Consider the following 4221-nt stretch of genomic DNA (forward strand, 5'->3'; position numbering starts at 1 on the left):
GACCTCGGCTCGTCTGCGGCGCGCAAGTACGACATCGAGGCCTGGGTCCCGACGCAGGGCGCCTACCGTGAGCTCACCAGCACGAGCAACTGCACGACCTACCAGGCGCGGCGGCTCGACATCCGGTACCGGCCCGACGGCGGCAAGACGTCGCACGTCGCCACGCTCAACGGCACGCTCGCCACCACCCGCTGGATCGTCGCGCTGCTCGAGACCCACCAGCGCGCCGACGGCTCGGTGTGGGTTCCCGAGGTGCTGCGCCCCTTCCTGGGAGGGCTCGAGGTCCTGGAGCCGGTCGCATGAACCAGGCGCACCTTCCCTCCACCGGCAGCGTCGAGGTCACCGACCAGGCCGACGCCGCTGAGCTCGTCGAGGACATCGCCGAGGATGCCGAGAACCCCCGCGTCCCCACCGAGCGGCTGCTCATCGTGCTCGACATCGACGGCACGATCCTCCTGCAGGACGAGACCCTCAGCCCCGGCATCGTCGAGGCCGTCGCCCATGCGCACCGTGCCGGCCACGAGGTGATGCTGGCGACCGGACGCAGCTGGGAGAGCACCCGCGGCATCCTGCGCGTGCTCGAGATCGCCCCCGAGTACATCGTCTGCTCCAACGGCGCCGTGATCATGAAGCGCGTCGAGGGCGACGAGGTGCGCTACGAGCGGTTCCACACCGAGACCTTCGATCCCTCCGAGGTGCTGACGCTGCTGCGCGAGCACCTGCCGGAGGCGCGCTACATGGTCGAGCTGCCCGACGGCAGCCGCCTGTATACCGAGCACCTCGACGACTGGAACCTGCAGGGCGCCAAGCAGGTCACGTTCGACGAGCTGTCCGCCCAGCGCGCGAGCCGCGTCGTCGTGGTCTCGCCCGACGAGACCGAGCAGGATTTCGTCGACCTCGTCGCCCGTATCGGCCTCAACGAGGTGTCGTACGCCGTGGGCTGGACGGCATGGCTCGACATCGCGCCTCGCGGCGTCGACAAGTCCAGCGCGCTCGCCCTCGTCTGCGACTGGCTCGGGGTCGACCCGGCGCATGTGATCGTCATCGGCGACGGTCGCAACGACATCGGCATGTTCCGGTGGGCGCGACAGAACGGTGGCCGCGCCGTGGCGATGGCCCAGGGCGTGGACGAGGTGCGCTCGGTAGCGGGTGAGACCACGGGCTCGGTCGAGGCCGGCGGCGTCGCCGAGATCCTCCGCGCGCTCTGACCGCGCGGGGCGGAGTGCCCGGCCGCGGGCTTCGCGCGCCGTACAGCGGCTGCCCAGCCGCCCCGGCGAGAATGGACCCCGGTGCCGTCGACTAGACTCGGGGCCTGTCGACGGACGTCCTAGGGCGTCCGCCGGGAGGGTTGTCCGAGCGGCCGATGGACCTGGTCTTGAAAACCAGTGGGCAGAAATGTCCCGTGGGTTCGAATCCCACACCCTCCGCCACGGCGCTCGGGTGTGGCGAGCACGGCCCGCCCCACCCGAGGAGACGTCCGTGATCGCCACATCCGACCCGAGCGGCGCGAGCGCGCCCTCATCCGGTCGGCGGCCGCTGGCCCGCCACGGCGTACAGCGCACGCCCGGTCCCTTCGCGCAGCTGATGAAGGTCCTCGCGGTGGCGCTGGCGGTGGTGCTGGTGTCGGGCGTGAGCGTGGCGGCCTATACGGCCTACGACCTCGCCTCGAACTTCGCCGACGGGTCGGTCGACCTCGAGGGTCAGAGTCCCGTGCCGCCGGACATCGGCGCGATCGAGGGCGGCGTCAACCTGCTGCTGGCGGGCACCGATGCCTGCGAGCCCGAGTATGCGGCCTATTTCGGGGACCGCTGCACGGGGGAGGATGCCGCCGGCGAGCTCAACGACGTCAACCTGCTCGTGCACATCTCTGACGCGCCGCGCCGCGTGACCGTGGTCTCGTTCCCCCGCGACCTGATGGTCCCCATTCCCTCCTGCACGCACTCCGACGGCACCGAGACGCCGGCTTCGAGCAGGCAGCCCCTCAACTCGGCGTACACCAACGGCGGGGACAACGGCCTGGCATGCGTCGCCGCGGCGATCTCGGAGCTGACCGGACTGGACATCCCGTTCGCCGCGAAGGTGACCTGGGGTGGGGTGATCGAGATCACCAACGCGATCGGCGGGGTGGAGGTCTGTATCGCCAACGGCATCCGCGACCACCACACCGGCATCGACTGGGAGGCGGGCAACCGCACGATCTCGGGAGTGGAGGCGCTCCAGTTCCTGCGCACCCGGCACGGGGTGGGCAACGGTGGCGACCTCGGCCGCATCTCGAACCAGCAGCAGTACATGTCGCGCCTGGCGCGCAAGCTCGTCAGCGACGAGGTGCTCTCGAACCCGGCGACGCTGTACTCACTGGCATCCACTGCGGTCGAGAACGTCACCCCGAGCAAGAGCCTCACCAACCCGGTGACCCTCGTGCAGATCGCCCTCGCGGTGAAGAACGTGCCGTTCGAGGAGATCGTCTTCGTGCAGTACCCCGTCGTGGAAGACCCGTACGACCCCAACCGCGTCGCCCCCGACGAGGATGCCGCCGCAGCGCTGTGGGCGGCGCTCGAGGCGAACCAGCCGATCACGCTGAGCGGCGAGGCCAGCCAGGGTGACGGTGTCGTCGTCGTGGATCCGGAGGGCTCGGATGCCGCGCCGGTCGACCCCGCGGCCCCGAGCGACGCCGCGACGCCCGGCGAGACCGCCGCGCCCGGCGTGACGCTCCCATCATCGATCCCGGGGCAGACCGCGGCGCAGGAGACCTGCTCGAACGGTAACGTGGGGGGATACTGGGCGCGGCCTCCCGACCCGCGGTCGACGGCTGCCCGTCGCCCGCCACGGCGTGCTGAAGCAACCCCACCCGCTGACGCAGCTGGTGACCGTGATCGGCGTGATCGCCGCGGTCGTCGCGATCTCTGGCGGCACCGTCGCCGGCTATGCCGCCGTCGGCCTCGTCGCGGACCTCGCCGAGAACTCCGTCGCCCTCGACGACGCCCCGGCGCAGCCGCCCAGCCTGGGACCTCTCGAGGGCCCGATCACGATGGTGGTGACCGGCACCGATGAGTGCGAGGAGGAGATCGCCGAGTGGTTCGGGGACCGTTGCAAGGGTGCCGACGCGGGCGGTCAGCTCAACGACGTCAACATGCTGCTGCACATCTCCGATGCCCCGCGCAGGGTCACGGTCGTCTCGTTTCCGCGTGATCTGATGGTGCCCATCCCGTCGTGCACGGGGGAGGACGGTCGCCAGACCTCGGCGATGAGCAAGCAGCCGCTGAACTCGGCGTACTCCTACGGCGGCCTCGGCTGCGTCGTGAACACGCTGTCCGACCTCAGCGGAATGAGCGTGCCGTACGCCGCGAAGGTGAGCTTCGGCAACGTCATCAACATCACCGATGCGATCGGCGGTGTGGAGGTCTGCATCGCGGGCGGCATCCGCGACCCGCACACCGGCATCGACTGGCCGGCGGGTATGCGCACTGTCTCGGGCTATGACGCCCTGCAGTTCCTGCGCACGCGGCACGGCGTCGGCGACGGCTCCGATCTCGGTCGCATCAGCAACCAGCAGCAGTACATGTCGAGGCTCGTGAACAAGCTCGTCAGCGAGGAGGTGCTCACCGATATGGGGACCCTGGGGGCCTTGGCGGGCACCGCGGTCAAGAACGTGACCCCCAGCGAATCGCTGACCAACCCGATGCGCATGGTGCAGATCGCCCTCGCCGCCAAGGACGTCGCGTTCGAGGACATCGCCTTTCTGCAGTACCCGACCCTCACCGATCCGTACGACCCCGACAAGGTCGTCCCCAACCACGCCGCCGCCGACCTCATGTGGGAGGCGCTGCGCGCGAACCAGCCGCTGCAGCTGAGCGGTGAGGCGGGCAAGAACGATGCGGTCGTCGTGGTCGAGCCGCCCGCGGGCGATGCCGCCCCGCCTGTCGACGGCGCGGACCCCGGTGCGGGGGAGACGCCGGCCGACCCGACCCCGCCCGCCGAGGGCGTCGTCGTGCTGCCCGAGTCGATCACCGGCTCCACCGCAGCGCAGGAGACCTGTTCGGTCGGCAACGTTCGCGGCTGAGCGTGTTCATCGCGGGGTGCGCGAGCGGGTTATGATGGCTGAGCGCGTCCGTCGCCTGTCGTCGGATGCCTGGAGACGTCGCATAGTCAGGCCTAGTGCACCACCCTGCTAAGGTGGAGTCCCCTTATGGGGACCGAGGGTTCAAATCCCTCCGTCTCCGC

The 4221-nt window shown here is 70.2% G+C and carries 4 protein-coding genes and 2 tRNA genes; all 6 read left to right on the forward strand.

Going from position 1 to position 4221, the window contains the following annotated elements:
- Positions 1-303 (forward strand): aminoacyl--tRNA ligase-related protein (locus NQ160_RS19660; RefSeq protein WP_306853804.1); only part of this gene is annotated, 303 nt, incomplete at its 5' end.
- Positions 300-1208 (forward strand): HAD family hydrolase, encoded by a 909-nt coding sequence (locus NQ160_RS19665; protein WP_257516800.1) that lies wholly within the window; start codon positions 300-302, stop codon positions 1206-1208. The genes NQ160_RS19660 and NQ160_RS19665, both read left to right, overlap by 4 nt.
- A gap of 134 nt (positions 1209-1342) precedes the next feature.
- Positions 1343-1430 (forward strand) — tRNA-Ser (locus tag NQ160_RS19670).
- Positions 1431-1479: 49 nt separating this feature from the next.
- Positions 1480-3051: an LCP family protein gene (locus NQ160_RS19675; protein WP_308211502.1), complete on the forward strand. Its 1572-nt coding sequence runs from the start codon at positions 1480-1482 to the stop codon at positions 3049-3051.
- Positions 3029-4060, forward strand: coding sequence for an LCP family protein (locus tag NQ160_RS19680; RefSeq protein ID WP_306853806.1), 1032 nt, complete (start codon positions 3029-3031; stop codon positions 4058-4060). Before NQ160_RS19675 ends, NQ160_RS19680 begins: the two co-directional genes overlap by 23 nt.
- 71 nt (positions 4061-4131) lie before the next feature.
- Positions 4132-4220 (forward strand) — tRNA-Ser (locus NQ160_RS19685).
- The last annotated feature ends 1 nt before the right edge of the window (position 4221 follow it).

It is taken from the genome of Microbacterium sp. zg.Y909, from assembly GCF_024626565.1.

Bases quoted from the DNA above. Each gene is read 5' to 3' on its own strand.
- NQ160_RS19665 (WP_257516800.1), top strand. From the start codon at position 300: ATGAACCAGGCGCACCTTCCCTCCACCGGCAGCGTCGAGGTCACCGAC.
- NQ160_RS19680 (WP_306853806.1), top strand. From the start codon at position 3,029: ATGGTGGTGACCGGCACCGATGAGTGCGAGGAGGAGATCGCCGAGTGG.